The organism is Delftia sp. UME58, from assembly GCF_014170385.1.
Lineage (GTDB): Bacteria > Pseudomonadota > Gammaproteobacteria > Burkholderiales > Burkholderiaceae_C > Comamonas > Comamonas acidovorans.
Window position 1 is genome coordinate 60,825 of record NZ_LZZV01000013.1, and the last position, 14,046, is coordinate 74,870.

Annotated in this window: 12 protein-coding genes; 10 read left to right on the plus strand and 2 right to left on the minus strand. The window is 67.0% G+C overall.

Annotation, left to right across the window (positions count from 1 at the left end; translation table 11 throughout):
- Nucleotides 1-15: 15 nt before the first annotated feature.
- Nucleotides 16-1,542, minus strand: a complete 1,527-nt coding sequence (locus A9976_RS03765; protein ID WP_183017874.1) for a helicase HerA-like domain-containing protein — start codon at nt 1,540-1,542, stop codon at nt 16-18.
- A 78-nt stretch (nt 1,543-1,620) separates the two neighbouring features.
- Between A9976_RS03765 and A9976_RS03770 the strand changes: the two genes are divergently transcribed.
- From A9976_RS03770 to A9976_RS03810, 9 genes are all read left to right on the plus strand, one after another.
- Nucleotides 1,621-2,340, plus strand: coding sequence for a YebC/PmpR family DNA-binding transcriptional regulator (locus tag A9976_RS03770; protein WP_012205357.1), 720 nt, complete (start codon nt 1,621-1,623; stop codon nt 2,338-2,340).
- Nucleotides 2,337-3,620: a phosphoribosylamine--glycine ligase gene (purD, locus tag A9976_RS03775; RefSeq protein ID WP_183017875.1), complete on the plus strand. Its 1,284-nt coding sequence runs from the start codon at nt 2,337-2,339 to the stop codon at nt 3,618-3,620. Before A9976_RS03770 ends, purD begins: the two co-directional genes overlap by 4 nt.
- 4 nt (nt 3,621-3,624) lie before the next feature.
- A complete protein-coding gene (hemF, locus tag A9976_RS03780; RefSeq protein WP_183017876.1) occupies nt 3,625-4,614 on the plus strand; it encodes an oxygen-dependent coproporphyrinogen oxidase in 990 nt (329 codons plus the stop codon).
- A gap of 249 nt (nt 4,615-4,863) precedes the next feature.
- Entirely contained in the window at nt 4,864-5,664 is an 801-nt protein-coding gene (gene rsfS, locus A9976_RS03785) for a ribosome silencing factor (RefSeq protein WP_183017877.1), read from the plus strand.
- A 21-nt stretch (nt 5,665-5,685) separates the two neighbouring features.
- On the plus strand, nt 5,686-6,153 hold the full coding sequence (rlmH, locus tag A9976_RS03790) for a 23S rRNA (pseudouridine(1915)-N(3))-methyltransferase RlmH (protein ID WP_012205361.1): 468 nt from the start codon (nt 5,686-5,688) through the stop codon (nt 6,151-6,153).
- Nucleotides 6,154-6,280: 127 nt separating this feature from the next.
- A complete protein-coding gene (locus A9976_RS03795; RefSeq protein WP_183017878.1) occupies nt 6,281-6,895 on the plus strand; it encodes a nucleoside triphosphate pyrophosphatase in 615 nt (204 codons plus the stop codon).
- 161 nt (nt 6,896-7,056) lie between these two features.
- Nucleotides 7,057-8,544 carry a ribonuclease G gene (gene rng, locus A9976_RS03800; protein ID WP_183017879.1) on the plus strand — a complete coding sequence of 496 codons (1,488 nt, stop codon included), beginning with the start codon at nt 7,057-7,059 and terminating at the stop codon, nt 8,542-8,544.
- Nucleotides 8,545-8,724: 180 nt separating this feature from the next.
- The gene (locus A9976_RS03805) at nt 8,725-10,629 is read left to right on the plus strand and encodes a LodA/GoxA family CTQ-dependent oxidase (protein ID WP_183017880.1); all 1,905 of its coding nucleotides are present in this window, start codon (nt 8,725-8,727) and stop codon (nt 10,627-10,629) included.
- Nucleotides 10,630-10,638: 9 nt separating this feature from the next.
- Nucleotides 10,639-11,868: an NAD(P)/FAD-dependent oxidoreductase gene (locus A9976_RS03810; protein ID WP_183017881.1), complete on the plus strand. Its 1,230-nt coding sequence runs from the start codon at nt 10,639-10,641 to the stop codon at nt 11,866-11,868.
- Here A9976_RS03810 and A9976_RS03815 read toward each other — a convergent pair.
- The gene (locus A9976_RS03815) at nt 11,804-12,796 is read right to left on the minus strand and encodes a tripartite tricarboxylate transporter substrate binding protein (protein ID WP_183017882.1); all 993 of its coding nucleotides are present in this window, start codon (nt 12,794-12,796) and stop codon (nt 11,804-11,806) included. The genes A9976_RS03810 and A9976_RS03815 overlap by 65 nt on opposite strands.
- A gap of 235 nt (nt 12,797-13,031) precedes the next feature.
- On the opposite strand from A9976_RS03815, the gene A9976_RS03820 reads away from it, so the two are divergent.
- A complete protein-coding gene (locus tag A9976_RS03820; protein WP_183017883.1) occupies nt 13,032-13,919 on the plus strand; it encodes an AraC family transcriptional regulator in 888 nt (295 codons plus the stop codon).
- The last annotated feature ends 127 nt before the right edge of the window (nt 13,920-14,046 follow it).

Genomic DNA, 14,046 nt, shown 5'->3' on the forward strand with positions numbered 1-14,046 from the left:
CGGTGCGCCAGCGCTTCAGCGCTTCTTGTTGCCAAGGATGCCGCCGAGCACGCCGCGCAGGATTTCCTTGCCCAGCGAATTGCCCATGGTGCGCATGGTGGACTTGGCCATGGTCTGCACCAGGCCGTCGTGCTTGCCGCCGCGTGGGCCGGTGGTGCCGAACAGCAGGTCCTTGAGCCCGTCCATCATGGCGCCACCTTCGCTCGCCGCGGGCGTGGCCCCTGCCGGGCCCGTGCCGGTTGGCGCTGCGCCGTCGCCGGTCGCTGCCGTGCGGTCGCGCAGCACCTCGTAGGCCGATTCGCGGTCCACTGCCTTTTCATAGACGCCGGCCACCAGCGACTGTGCCAGCAGGGTCTTGCGCTGCTCCTCGTTGATGGGGCCGATCTGGCTGCCGGGCGGGATCACGTAGGCACGCTCGGTGATGCCGGGGCGTCCCTTGTCGTCGAGGAAGCTCACCAGGGCCTCGCCCACGGCCAGCTCGGTGATGGCGGCTTCGATATCCAGGCCGGGCTTGGGCCGCATGGTGGTGGCCGTGGCCTTGACGGCCTTCTGGTCGCGCGGCGTGAAGGCGCGCAGCGCATGCTGCACGCGGTTGCCCAGCTGGGCCAGCACGGTGTCGGGCACGTCCATGGGGTTTTGCGTGACGAAGTACACGCCCACGCCCTTGGAGCGCACCAGGCGCACCACCAGTTCGATGCGTTCGAGCAGCACCTTGGGCGCGTCGTTGAACAGCAGGTGGGCCTCGTCGAAGAAGAAGACCAGCTTGGGCTTGTCGGGGTCGCCGATCTCGGGCAGGCGCTCGAACAGCTCGGACAGCATCCACAGCAGGAAGGTGGAGTACAGGCGCGGCGAATTCATCAGCTTCTCGGCGGCCAGGATGTTGACCACGCCCTTGCCGCCGGCATCGGTCTGCATCAGGTCGTTGATGTCGAGCATGGGCTCGCCAAAGAACTTGTCACCGCCCTGCGACTCGATGGCCACCAGCCCGCGCTGTATGGCGCCCACGCTGGCCGCGCTGATGTTGCCGTACTCGGTGGTGAACTGCTTGGCGTTGTCGCCCACATGCTGGAGCATGGCGCGCAGGTCCTTGAGGTCCAGCAGCAGCAAGCCGTTGTCGTCGGCAATCTTGAAGACCAGGTTGAGCACGCCCATCTGCGTGTCGTTCAAGGCCAGCATGCGGCCGATCAGCAGCGGACCCATGTCCGAGACCGTGGCGCGCACCGGGTGGCCCAGCTCGCCGAACACGTCCCACAGCGTGGTGGGGCAGGCCAGGGGCTGGGGAATCTCGATGCCGCGCTCCTGCAGGGAGGCCGCCATCTTGGCGCCCGTGCTGCCGGCCTGGCTGATGCCGGACAGGTCTCCCTTGATGTCGGCCATGAACACCGGCACGCCGATCTCGGAGAATCCCTCGGCCATTTTCTGCAGCGTCACGGTCTTGCCGGTGCCGGTGGCGCCGGTGATCAGGCCATGTCGATTGGCCAGTGCGGGCAGCAGCAGGCATTCTGTGGCAGAGTGGCGGGCGATCAGAAGTGGAGCGGCCATTTCGGGTTTCCTCGGGGGAGCTTGCGGTCAAAAGTAAAATCCCAGCCGCAAGGTTAAATCAATATCAAAGGACAGCCTGTGGCAGGACACAGTAAATGGGCCAATATCCAGCACCGCAAAGGCCGCCAGGACGAAAAGCGTGGCAAGGTCTGGACCCGCATCATCCGTGAAATCATGGTGGCGGCGCGCACGGGAGGGGGCGATCTCAGCGCCAACCCGCGCCTGCGCCTGGCGGTGGAAAAGGCCAAGGCGGCCAACATGCCGGCCGACAATATCAAGCGCAACATCGACAAGGCCACGGGCAACCTCGAAGGCGTGACCTACGAGGAAATCCGCTACGAAGGCTACGGCATTGGCGGCGCGGCCATCATCGTGGACACCATGACCGACAATCGCGTGCGCACTGTGGCGGATGTGCGTCACGCCTTCAGCAAGTACGGTGGCAACATGGGCACGGAGGGTTCCGTTTCCTTCCAGTTCAAGCATGTCGGACAACTGATCTTCGCTCCCGGAAGCGACGAGGACCAGATCATGGAAGTGGCGCTGGAGGCCGGCGCCGAGGACGTGATCACCGATGACGAAGGCGCCATCGAGGTGCTGACCGCACCCGCAGAGTTCGAAACCGTGCGCGACGCGCTGCAGGCCAAGGGCCTGACGCCGGAGGTGGCCGAAGTCACCATGCGCCCGGAAAACACCATCGCCCTGCAAGGCGATGACGCAGCCCGCATGCAAAAGCTGCTGGACATGATCGAAGACCTGGATGACGTACAGGACGTCTACCACAACGCTGAACTATGAAAATTCTTGTGATTGGTGGCGGAGGCCGCGAGCACGCCCTGGCGTGGAAACTGGCTGAATCGCCGAAATCGACCAAGGTCTATGTGGCCCCCGGCAACGGTGGCACGGGCCTGGCCGGCGGCAAGGTGGAAAACCTCAACATCACCGACCCGCAGGCGCTGCGCGAGTGGGCGCAGGCCGAGAAGGTCGCGCTGACCGTGGTCGGCCCCGAGGCTCCGCTGGCTGCCGGCGTGGTCGATGAGTTCCGCGCCCACGGCCTGCGCATCTTCGGCCCCTCCAGGGCGGCCGCCCAGCTGGAAAGCTCCAAGGCCTTCTCCAAGGACTTCATGGCGCGCCACGGCATCCCCACGGCGCTCTATGAAACCTTCACCGACCCGGTGGCGGCCCATGCCTACGTGGACCGCCTGGGTGCGCCCATCGTGGTCAAGGCCGACGGCCTGGCCGCAGGCAAGGGCGTGGTGGTTGCGACAACGCTGCAGGAAGCCCACGACGCCGTGGACTTCATGCTCGTGGACAACAAGTACGGTGTGGCCCACAACGACGGCGGCGCCCGCGTGGTGATCGAGGAATTCCTCGCCGGCGAGGAGGCCAGCTTCATCGTGCTGTGCGACGGCAAGAACGTCCTGGCCCTGGCAACCAGCCAGGACCACAAGCGCCTGAAGGACGGCGACCAGGGCCCGAACACGGGCGGCATGGGCGCCTACTCGCCCGCGCCCGTGGTCACGGCCGACGTGCATGCCCGCGCCATGCGCGAGATCATCCTGCCGACCATCCGCGGCATGGAAAAGGACGGCATTCCCTACACCGGCTTCCTGTATGCGGGCCTGATGATCGATGCATCCGGCCATCCCAAGACGCTGGAGTTCAACTGCCGCATGGGCGACCCCGAGACCCAGCCCATCATGATGCGCCTCAAGAGCGATCTGGTGGACGTCATGCTGGCGGCCACCGATGCCAAGCTCGACCAGGTCGAGCTGCAATGGGACCGCCGCACGGCGCTGGGCGTGGTCATGGCTGCGGCCGGCTACCCCGAGGACCCGCGCAAGGGCGATGCCATCAGCGGGCTGCCGCAGGATGCCGCCGATGCCATGGTCTTCCATGCCGGCACCCAGCTCAAGGACGGCGTGCCCGTCACCAGCGGTGGCCGCGTGCTGTGCGTCACCGTGCTGGCCGACAGCGTCAAGCAGGCCCAGCAAAAAGTCTATGACGTGGCGCGCGGCATCCATTTCGATGGTGCCCAGTACCGCCGCGACATCGGCTTCCGTGCTGTGAAGAACTGAGTCCATGGCAGAGCAATCGACCGGGCAGGCGCTGCCCGTGGCGCAGGTGCGCGAGTACCTGACGGGCCTGCAGGCCCGCATCACGCAGGCGTTGGAGCAGGTGGAGGGCGAGGGCGGTGCACGCTTTCTGTCCGACGCCTGGAGCAAGGGCCCCGGCGAGCGCCTGCAGGGCGATGGCATCACCCGCATCATGGAGGGCGGCCGCGTGTTCGAGCGCGCGGGCTGCGGTTTCTCGCATGTGCGCGGGCCGCAGCTGCCGCCCTCGGCCACGCAGCACCGGCCTGAATTGGCGGGGGCTCCTTTCGAGGCCATGGGCGTGTCCCTGGTCTTCCATCCGCGCAATCCTTTTGTGCCTACGGTACACATGAATGTGCGAATGATTGCGGCCGGCTTAGGTGCGGCCGGCTCAGGTGCGGCCGGCTCAGGTGCGGCAGGGCATCCGGGCAACGAGCCCACCTGCTGGTTCGGCGGCGGCATGGACCTGACACCGGTCTACGGCTTCGAGGAAGATGCACGGCACTTTCACCGCGTCTGCCGCGATGCGCTGGCGCCTTTTGGCGACACGCTCTACCCGCGCTTCAAGACCTGGTGCGACGAGTACTTCTGCCTCAGGCACCGCAACGAGCAGCGCGGCATCGGCGGCATCTTCTTCGACGACTTCTCTGAGCTGGGCCAGGCGCGCAGCTTCGACATGCTGCGTTCGGTGGGAGATTCCTTTCTGGAGTCCTACCTGCCCATCGTCGAGCGCCGCCAGGCCATGGACTACGGGCAGCAGCAGGTCGATTTCCAGCGCTACCGGCGCGGCCGCTACGTGGAGTTCAACCTGGTCTGGGACCGGGGAACGCACTTCGGCCTGCAGTCCGGCGGGCGCACGGAATCCATCTTGCTGTCCATGCCCCCGCATGCGAGCTGGAGCTACCAGCGCGAGGACGCGCCCGGCACGCCCGAGCGCGCGCTGCTGGAGCAATTCCTGGTGCGCCGCGACTGGCTTTGAGTTCCATTGCCGCCAGCCCCGGCCGCGTGGCGAAATCCGCGCGTGCAAGGGAATAGGCGGCAAAACTATAATTTCAATAGCTTGAGGCGCAGCGTTGGCTGCGTTCTCCACTTTCTTCGGCGCGAAATCTTCCGGCGATCTGTGGGCGAACTCCATGCATTTTGGAGCGCCGCTACAGCCAAGCCCTCTACGGGCCGCACGGCGCTCGCGCTATATTGATCCCATTTCTATTCCACTGATCACCGCCTGATGACCACTTCCACCAAATCGGATTCCGCAGCCAAGCGCGACGTGACCAAGCTGCAACGCGCCATTGTTGACGGCCTCGAAAACGTCAAGGCCCAAGACATCCAGGTCTTCAATACCGAAAAGCTCTCGCCGCTGTTCGAGCGCGTGATCGTGGCTGCTGGCACCTCCAACCGCCAGACCAAGGCGCTGGCCTCCAGCGTGCGCGACGCCGTCAAGCAGGCCGGTTTTCCCGTGCCACGCCAGGAAGGCGAAGAAAACGGCGAGTGGATCATCGTGGACTGCGGCCAGGCCGTGGTCCATGTCATGCAGCCAGCCATCCGCCAGTACTACCGCCTGGAAGAGATCTGGGGCGAGACGCCTGTGCGCCTGAAGCTGGGTGCTCCCAAGCCCACGCGCTCGGCCGCCACCGACAAGGCCGAGGAAAAGGCCAAGAAGGCCGCTTCCAAGAAGGCTGCTGCAACGGCCGCCAAGCCTGCTGCCAAGAAGGCCGCTTCTGCCGCTGCACCTGCTGCAGGCAAGAAGCCCGCTGCCAAGAAGGCAGCTCCTGCCAAGGCCGCTGCGCCCCGTTCCGCGGCTGCCAAGCCGGCCGCATCCCGTACGGTGGCCGCCAAGCCGGCTGCTGCAAAGTCGGCCGCTCCCAAGTCCGCCGCCGTGAAGTCTGCCGCCGCCAAGGCGCCGGCCCGCAAGACGGCAGCGCCCAAGGCCATCAAGACCGTGGTGGTCAACCGCGCTCCCGCCAAGCCCAAGGCAGGTGCCGCTGCCAAGCCGGCCGCCAAGCGCGCTCCCCGCGCCAAGGCCTGAACGGTTCGGGACTGACGCTGCATGAAGCTGTTGATCGTGGCCGTGGGCCAGCATGTGCCCGACTGGGCGCAGACGGCCTACGACGACTATGCCAAGCGCTTTCCCCCGGAACTCAAGGTGGAGCTCAAGGCCGTCAAGACCGAGCCGCGTGGCTCCAAGACGGTCGAGACCCTGTACGCGGCCGAGCGCAAGCGCATCGAAGCCGCCATTCCGCGCGGCACGCGCATCGTCGTGCTCGATGAGCGCGGCACCAATCTGACGACCAAGGCGCTGGCCCAGCGCCTGCAGGGCTGGCAGCTGGAGGGCGATGACGTGGCCCTGATCATCGGCGGCCCGGACGGACTGGACCCCGCCTTCAGGCAGGCCGCGCACGAGCGCATCCGCCTGTCGGACCTGACCCTGCCGCATGCCATGGTGCGGGTGCTGCTCATCGAGCAGCTGTACCGTGCCTGGTCGGTCAACGCCGGCCATCCCTACCACCGGGAATAGGGCCTGTCCCGGCTCCCAGCCTCTGCCAGCGGCCCTGTCACGCGGATCCGAGGATCTCGTGATACTATGATTTTGATAGCCTTCAGCGCTTTGCAACAAAGGGCTGAAGGCATTTCTCATTCTTATCATGCCGCCATTCATCTACCTTGCCTCCCAAAGCCCCCGCCGCCGCCAGCTGCTGGAGCAGCTGGGTGTGGCCCATGAGCTTTTGCTGCCCAACGCCGAGGGCGACATTGCCGAAGATGCCGAGGCCATAGAGGCCGAACTGGCAGGCGAGGCAGCGCGCGTCTATGTGCAGCGCGTCACCGCGCTCAAGCTCGATGCCGCCGTGGCCCGCCATGCGCGCCGCGCCCTGGCTGTTGCCCCCGTGCTGTGCTCGGACACCACGGTGGCGCTGGATGGCCGCATTCTGGGCAAGCCTGCCGATGCCGACGATGCCCGCCGCATGCTGGCCGCGCTTGCGGGCCGCGAGCACGAGGTGCTGACCGCCGTCGCCATACAGCACGGCACGCGGCGCCTGGCTGCGCTGTCGGTGTCCCAGGTCTGCTTCTCGGCCATGAGCGCGCAGCAGATCGACGCGTATGTGGCCTCGGGCGAGCCCATGGGCAAGGCCGGCGCCTATGGCATACAGGGCCGCGCGGCGGCCCATGTGCAGTGGCTGCACGGCAGCTACTCGGGCATCATGGGCCTGCCACTGTTCGAGACGGCGGCGCTGCTGCGCGAGCTGGGCTGGGCACTGTAGGCCGGCTCCCCGACCTGGGCCCGCAGGGGCGTGCAGGCATGCGCAGACCGCCGATGGCAGCGGATGGCGCGGCAAGATAGTGGCAAGCGGCCACCGGCGCAATGATTGCCGGGCCGCCATGGCCGAGAAATACAAACGACAAAGCACACCACAGGCACAGCATGCAGCAAGACATTCTGATCAATTGGTCGCCACAGGAAACGCGCGTGGCCATCATCGAGAACGGCGCCGTCCAGGAGCTGCACATGGAGCGCCCGCTGGAGCGCGGCCTGGTCGGCAACGTCTATCTGGGCAAGGTCTCGCGCGTGCTGCCGGGCATGCAGTCGGCCTTCATCGACATCGGGCTGGAGCGGGCGGCCTTCCTGCACGTGGCCGATGTCTGGCAGCGGCAGGAAGGGGGCGAGGCCCCCATGTTCGCGCGCAAGGACATGCCTGTCGTGCCCATCGAAAAGCAGGTTTTCGAAGGCCAGACCATCATGGTGCAGGTCATCAAGGACCCGATCGGCACCAAGGGTGCGCGCCTGTCCACGCAGATCAGCATTGCGGGGCGATTGCTGGTGCTGCTGCCCCAGGATGACCATATCGGCATCTCGCAGAAAATCCCGCAGTGCGAACGCGACGCGCTGCGCGCCCGCCTGCAGGGCCTGGTGGGCACCAAGGAAACCGGCGGGGGCGGCGGCTTCATCCTGCGCACCAATGGCGAGGACTCCAGCGACGCCGAGCTGGCCGACGACATCCGCTACCTGCGCAAGACCTGGAGCCGCATCAAGGACGCCTCGGTGCGCCTGCCGCCCATGTCGCTGCTGCACCAGGACCTGAACCTGCTGCAGCGCGTGCTGCGCGATCTGGTGGGCGAGGGCACGCAGAGCATCCGCATCGACTCCAAGGAGCAGTTCGCCCTGCTCATGACCTTCGGCCAGGAATACATGCCGGCGGCCGTGCCCAAGCTGCAGCACTACCGCGGCGAGCGGCCCATCTTCGACCTGTTCGCCATCGACGAGGAAATCGCCCGCGCGCTGGGCCGCCGCGTGGACCTCAAGTCCGGCGGCTACCTGATCGTGGACCAGACCGAGGCGCTGACCACGGTGGACGTCAACACCGGCGGCTACGTGGGGGCGCGCAACTTCGACGACACCATCTTCAAGACCAACCTGGAGGCGGCCCAGCAGATCGCGCGCCAGCTGCGCCTGCGCAACCTGGGCGGCATCATCATCGTGGACTTCATCGACATGGTGCGGGACGACCACCAGGCCGAGGTGCTGTCCGAATTCAAGCGCCAGCTCGGGCGCGACCGCGTCAAGACCATGGCGGGCGGCTTCTCGCAGCTGGGCCTGGTGGAGATGACGCGCAAGCGCACGCGCGAATCGCTGGCCCACATGCTGTGCGAATCCTGCCCGGTCTGCCAGGGCAAGGGCCATGTGAAGACCGTGCGCAGCGTCTGCTACGAGGTGCTGCGCGAAATCCTGCGCGAGGCGCGCCAGTTCAACCCGCGCGAGTTCCGCATCGTGGCCTCGCCCAAGGTGGTGGAGATGTTCCTGGACGAGGAAAGCCAGCACCTGGCCGGCCTGTCCGACTTCATCAAGAAGCCCATCTCGCTGCAGGCCGAGACAGCCATGGCGCAGGAGCAATACGACATCGTGCTGCTGTGAGTCGGTCTTTCTCCTGCTAATTCATTATCAATAGCAGCTAATTTATTGGGGCATGAATGGGTTCGACTGGAATCATTCTTGCGCCTCTATGGATTGTGGATTCCCGATAATTAACTTTGTCTCGGCTTTTTTGATACTGTTTGTTGCAATCAGTGCCTCAGCAACTGAAAAGGGCGACGAATGGGAATCGACTCCACCATTGTGCGTGCAGCCATACACCCGGGAATTGGTGTGGCGCGTATTGGCAATAGTCCGGATGAGTACTATGTCGGCCCCGAGCTGATGCATGTGCCGCCCATGGCGCCGGGCAGCCTGCGTGATGCGCAGGGCGCGCTCAAGCGGCAGGCGGCACGCTTTCGCATCTACGGCTACAACGCTGCGGGCGAGGTGGTGCGTGAACTCACGGCCGACCAGGACCGGATCGAATGGGAAGTCGAACTGGCCAATACCAAGGCAGCCTGGTATCAATTCCAGTTGGCGCTGGACGTGCCTGAAGCCGCAACGGCCGATCCCACCATTTTGCGCAATGCCACGGTGAAGGACCGGAAAAGCCTGGCCATTCGGCCCGGAGCGCGGCGCATTGCCAAAGGCTCGGCCCCGGTGGCATTCGACAGCGGCAGTTTCTGCGGCAAGCCGGTTTATCTGGGCGAATTGCGCATTGAAAAGACGGGCCAGCTTCTCGTGCTGGGAGGCCGTGGCGTCTCTGCCTCCGTGGATGGCTCCAAGGCCACCACGTTTGCGAACAACGAGGGCTGGCATGACGATGTGGCCGACGGCCCCGTGCGCGCCAAGGTCGTCGTGGCCGGCGTTTCCGTGCCGGTGGATGCGGCATGGGTCACGGTTGCGCCGCCCAACTACGGCCCGCAGATGAAGTCGGTGCGCACCATGAAGGACCTGATGGAGGATGTGTACATCCACTCGGGCATGGCCGCCTTCCCGCTGCACGTCTCCTTCAGCCGGCACATCCTGCCCATACTCCAGCGCCAGAGCAGCCTGCAGTGGGCGAACAAGGGCTTTGCATCCCAGTTCGGCTGGGGCGGGGCGGCCAGTGCGGATGACGAGGCGTGGATCGCCAGGCTCAACAGCCCGGGCACGACCTGGGCCGAGCTGCGCCAGCAGGTGGCCAATGCCTTCCGCCGCTTCGACCGTGATGGCGCATCTCCCCAGCCCTGGCCCTGGCTGTATGGCGACGCCATGGCCGTGCCGCCCGCCGACACACCGCGCCAGCATGCGGCGCTGACCCCCACGCAGCTGAGAATGCTGGACCTGTGGGCCGGCGGCCATTTCCTCTCCGACTGGAAGCCTGGCCAGCAGTACCCTGCCCAGCTGGCCGACGTGCCGCTGCAGGAGCAGCCGGCCATGCTCGACCATGCCGCCATGGACGACTGCCTGGCCGACGCCTTCCACCCGGGCTGCGAGATCACCTGGCCCATGCGGCACGCCAGCATGTACCGGGCGCCGTTCCGCATCCGCGAGGCGGCAGTGAACCCGCCCGAGCTGCAGCTCTACGGCTCCCGGCTCACGCCTGCGGTGGCCCTGTCCGAGAGCGGGCCGCTGTATGCGCAGGTGGCCGGCGACCTCACGCGCTGGATGGCGGTCCCCTGGCAGACCGACACCGCCAGCTGCCGCAGCGGCTATTACGCCGGCTATGGCCCACGCTACGACCCCTACCTGCCCACGTTCTGGCCGGCCCGCGTGCCCAACCAGGTGCTGACGCAGGAGGCCTATGAAAGGGTCATCGACACGGAGCTGCCGCGCGAGCAGCGCGTTGCCGCCTTCAACCGGCGCGAGTCGTGGTTCCGCACACTGGGTGAGGAAGGCTATGAGAGCGAGATCAACCGCATGATCAGCCACTTCGGTGACATGGGCGTCATCGAGAGTCGGCCCGGCGTGCGGGGCGACAAGGACTTCCCGCCGGTGATGCAGGTGGAAAACCGCATCGCCCCGGCGCCGTCTCACATGCTGAAGGCGGCTGCGCAGCAGCCGGCCGGGCAGGAGGCGCCTCCCCGCATCGAGCCCTTCGACGCAGACAACGAGCAGCAGTTGCGCGCCATGACGCAGCGCGGCCCGGTGCTGCCGCGCTGAGTGCCGGCCATGCCGTCGTACGCCATGGCCGCCGCGCCGCTGCCCGATGAACTGGATGTGCTCGTCGTGGGCGCGGGACCGGCGGGCGCGGCCGTTGCCGCGCAACTGGCAGGGCACTGCCGCGTGGCGCTGATAGGGCGTGCCGTGCAGGCTGGGCGGGCCATTGGCGAAACCCTGCCCGCTGCGGCCCGGGTGATCCTGTCCGACCTGGGCGTGTGGGATGCGTTCGCGGCACAGGGCCACCGTCCTGCCTGGTCGCGGCGGTCATTGTGGGGAAGCTCCGAGGTCATCTTTCAGGACGCGCTGTTCGACCCGCAGGGTGCGGGCTGGCATCTGGACCGTGCGCGCTTCGACGCCATGCTGCTGGAGGCTGCGCGCAGCCGTGGCGTGCCCAGCCTGGTGCCCGCCACGCTGCGCAGCCTGCAGCGCCAGCCGCCAGGCGCACCCATGCGCTGGCGCTGCCTGATCGATAGGGCGCAGGGCGACCCGGCGCACGGCCCGTTGGAGCTGTCCTGCCGCATCGTGGTCGATGCCACGGGCCGCGCAGCCCGCGTGGCCCGGCAGGCGGGCGCCCAGGTCCGCCGTGATGGCCGCCTGGTCTGCTTTCACGCCTGGGTGGAGCCGCCATCGCATGGGCATGCAGGCACCACCATGATCGAGTCCGACGCCGAAGGCTGGTGGTACAGCGCCGACCTGCCCGATGGCAGTTGCGTGATTGCCTGGCAGACCGACATCGATCTGCCTGAAGCCCGGCGCCTGCGCAGCACGGCCGATCTGTTGGAAATGGCGCAACACACGGCCCTGGTGGGCGCGCGCAGCAGGGGCAGCCGGGTGCTGGAGCCGTTGCGGGTGGCCGCCGCCCACGAGCAATGGCTGGATGCAGCCAGCGGGCCGGACTGGCTGGCCGTTGGCGATGCAGGCCTGTCCTTCGATCCCCTGGCATCGCAGGGCCTGCTCAACAGCCTGGTCACCGGCAGCGAGGCCGCCACGGCCGTGCGCCGCAGCCTGGCAGGGGATGCCGATGCGCTGCCGCCCTGGAATGCGTGGATCGGCACGATACGCGCCGCGTACCGCACCCATCACCGGCACTACTACGCGCTGGAGCAGCGCTGGGCGAACGAGACGTTCTGGGCCCGCCGCCAGCGGACGCCGGAGGCCGGGGCCGGGGTCGACGTTATTGCCGCTCCAGCTTTGCCGTCTGCACGATCGCATTCCAGCGCTGGTACTCGGCCCGCGTGAATTCGCGGAAGGCCTTGGACTCCAGCAGGCGCACTTCGCCGCCCAGTGCCGTCACCTTGGACTTGAAGTCGGCATGGCCCGCCACCTTGAGCGTGGCCTCTTCCAGGCGCTTGACGATGGCGGCCGGCGTGCCCTTGGGTGCCAGCACGCCGTTCCAGGTGCCGGTCACGAAGGTGGGGTAGCCGCTTTCCTTCATGGTCGGCACATCGGGCAGGGCGGGCAGGCGCTGCTCCGAGGTCACGGCCAGGGCCTTGAGCTTGCCCGACTGCACGAAGGGCAGGGCGGGCGTCACGTTCTCGAAGATGAAGTCGATCTGGCCGCCCAGCAGGTCGGTCAGGGCTGGCGCGCTGCCCTTGTAGGGCACATGCACCATGTCCAGCTGGGTGGCGCTCTTGAACAGCTCGCCCGACAGATGGACCGTGGAGCCGCTGCCCGGCGAGCCATAGCTCATGCCGGTCTTTTGCGCGGCGGCGCGTGCCACCAGGTCCTTCACCGTCCTGGCGGGCGTGCGCGTCTCGTTGACGACCAGCACATTGGGAATGGTGGTCACCAGGGCCACGTACTCGAAATCGCCCAGGCTCTTCTCGCTCAGGTTCTTGTACAGGCTCTGGTTGATGGCCTGGGTGCCGGCCGTGCCGAACAGCAGCGTATAGCCATCATTGGCCGCCGAAGCCACGCGGCTGGCGCCGATGGAGCCGTTGGCGCCGGAGATGTTTTCCACGATCACGGGCTGGCCCAGCGACTCGGACAGGCCCTGCGCCACCATGCGCGCCAGCACATCGGTATTGCCGCCAGGGGCGAAGGGCACGACCAGCTTGACGGGCCGGGTGGGATAGGCATCCGCCCAGGCCTGGGGCAGGGGCAGCAGCGTGGCGCCGAGCAGCGCGGCAGCGCGCAGGAATTGCTTGCGTGAAAGGGTGCGGGGCATGGGGGATGTCTCCTTGTCGGTGTTTTTGGGGACGCGGCGGCCTTTGGCGGCAGCGGATTTTTCAGGCGGGCCAATGCTGGGCGGTGGCTGTCTTGACGTCAATCAATGTTTTGGCAGGACGTCATGCGGCGGGCGAATGACCTGTTCGGCCTTGCTCGGCAAATGAGAATGGATTGCATTAACATGCGCCCCTCATGATCCCTGCCACCACGGCGCAAGCTGCCCGGACCCGCCCATGAACAAGGACCGCACCCTTCCTGCTTCTCCCCCCGGCGGCGCCGTTCAAATGCCCACGCCCATGCTCAGCCTGTCGGCAGGCCGGCTGCGCTTTGACCGCACGCAGTGGTTCAGCGAGAGCGAGCAGGCCGGGGTTAAGCTCGTGCTGGTGCTGTCCGGCAGCATCAGCTACCAGCTGGAACGCTCGGCGCCCGTGCGGCTGTGCGGTCCCTCCGTACACCTGCGCCTGCGCGACGCACCCCATGATGTGCTGCATGGCATGGAGCAGGGCGCGGATCTGGAGTACGTGTCGGCCAGCCTGCCCATGTCGGGCCTGGCGTCCAGCCTGGGCCTGACGCCGCAGGGACTGGCCGATGCGATGGAGGCAGGCGCTCCAGGAGATTGCGGTGCCTCCGGCGCCTGCGGCTCGCTCATCCGCGATGCCCGGGCCAGCGCTGCCCAGCGCGCGGTGGCGCAGCAGATCCTGCACTGTCCGCTGCAGGGCGCGGCGCGCCAGCTCTACCTGGCGGGCAAGGGGCTGGAGCTGCTGGCCCTGTGCATGCCCCGGCCCGGGGAAGAAGACCTGTCCGGGCGCGGACGCCAGCAGCTGGAGCGCGCGGCGCAGCTGCTGCGCGAGCGCCTGGATGATCCACCGGGCCTGCGCGCTCTGGCGCGTGAGGTGGGGCTCAACGTGAACAAGCTCACCCAGGGCTTTCGCCAGTGCTTTGGCTGCACGGTGGCCGAATGGCTGCAGGCCCAGCGCATGGCGCGCGCCTACGAGCTGCTGGCTTCTGCGCGTATGGATGTGGCCCAGGCGGCGGCGCTCAGCGGCTACAGCCCCTCGCATTTCAGCAAGGTCTTCCAGCGCCACCATGGCGTGCTGCCAAGCGCCTTGCGGCGCGGATAGTCTCCGTCCCAGTTCAGGCTGCACTGCCGCTTTGCCGCGCTGCAAGCGTGCCGCGATCGTGCCGCGATCGCGGCAGGCCGTGACGCAATCGCGCATGGAAGCTGCCCACTTCTTTCAGAATTTGGAT

Excerpts from the sequence above, each read along its gene's own strand:
- A9976_RS03820 (WP_183017883.1), top strand. The coding sequence starts at position 13,032 with ATGAACAAGGACCGCACCCTTCCTGCTTCTCCCCCCGGCGGCGCCGTT.
- A9976_RS03765 (WP_183017874.1), bottom strand. The coding sequence starts at position 1,542 with ATGGCCGCTCCACTTCTGATCGCCCGCCACTCTGCCACAGAATGCCTG.
- A9976_RS03795 (WP_183017878.1), top strand. The coding sequence starts at position 6,281 with ATGCCGCCATTCATCTACCTTGCCTCCCAAAGCCCCCGCCGCCGCCAG.
- rng (WP_183017879.1), top strand. The coding sequence starts at position 7,057 with ATGCAGCAAGACATTCTGATCAATTGGTCGCCACAGGAAACGCGCGTG.
- rsfS (WP_183017877.1), top strand. The coding sequence starts at position 4,864 with ATGACCACTTCCACCAAATCGGATTCCGCAGCCAAGCGCGACGTGACC.
- A9976_RS03805 (WP_183017880.1), top strand. The coding sequence starts at position 8,725 with ATGGGAATCGACTCCACCATTGTGCGTGCAGCCATACACCCGGGAATT.
- purD (WP_183017875.1), top strand. The coding sequence starts at position 2,337 with ATGAAAATTCTTGTGATTGGTGGCGGAGGCCGCGAGCACGCCCTGGCG.
- A9976_RS03810 (WP_183017881.1), top strand. The coding sequence starts at position 10,639 with ATGCCGTCGTACGCCATGGCCGCCGCGCCGCTGCCCGATGAACTGGAT.
- rlmH (WP_012205361.1), top strand. The coding sequence starts at position 5,686 with ATGAAGCTGTTGATCGTGGCCGTGGGCCAGCATGTGCCCGACTGGGCG.
- hemF (WP_183017876.1), top strand. The coding sequence starts at position 3,625 with ATGGCAGAGCAATCGACCGGGCAGGCGCTGCCCGTGGCGCAGGTGCGC.
- A9976_RS03815 (WP_183017882.1), bottom strand. The coding sequence starts at position 12,796 with ATGCCCCGCACCCTTTCACGCAAGCAATTCCTGCGCGCTGCCGCGCTG.